This is a genomic window from Halomonas llamarensis, from assembly GCF_023555005.1.
GTDB classification, from domain to species: Bacteria; Pseudomonadota; Gammaproteobacteria; order Pseudomonadales; family Halomonadaceae; genus Vreelandella; species Vreelandella llamarensis.
In genome coordinates, this window is sequence record NZ_JAMJPJ010000092.1 from 1 (window position 1) to 678 (window position 678).

General features: G+C 59.9%; 1 protein-coding gene. It reads left to right on the forward strand.

Going from position 1 to position 678, the window contains the following annotated elements; all coding sequences use genetic code 11:
* On the forward strand, positions 1-678 hold a 678-nt coding region (locus tag M8006_RS17720), incomplete at both ends, for an IS256 family transposase (RefSeq protein ID WP_250084535.1).

Below are 678 nucleotides of genomic sequence, written 5' to 3' on the forward strand. Positions count from 1 at the left end.
CGCAAGGGAGCGCGAGACTTAATCACCAAGGCCGTAGAGGCCGAGCTGGCAATGTTTCTTGAACAGTACGCCGACAAGACACTAGACGATGGCCGACGCGCCGTGGTTCGCAACGGTTACTTGCCAGAACGTACTGTACAGACCGGTATCGGCGACGTTGAGGTCAAGGTGCCCCGAGTGCGGGACCGCAGTGGCCAAGGAGCCGCGTTTAGTAGCGCGTTATTGCCGCCCTATCTGAAGCGTGCCCGCAGTATCGAGGAGCTAATTCCCTGGCTTTATCTGAAGGGGATCTCCACCGGCGACTACCAGGAGGCACTGGCGGCGCTGCTGGGTGACCAGGCCAAAGGCCTCTCGGCGAACACCGTGTCTCGACTCAAGAAGCAGTGGGAGGACGAGCATGCTGACTGGCAGAAACGCGACCTGTCGGAGCCGCGCTATGTTTACTGGTGGGTTGATGGGGTCTACAGCAATGTCCGCATGGATGACCGCCTGTGCTTGCTGGTCATTATCGGCGTCACTGAACATGGTCGCAAAGAGTTGGTCGCCGTCGAGGATGGACGACGTGAATCGGAAGCCAGTTGGACAGAGTTGCTCACGGGGTTACGGGAGCGCGGGCTGACCAACGCCCCCAAACTTGCGATTGGCGACGGCGCTATGGGGTTCTGGTCGGCATTGAGC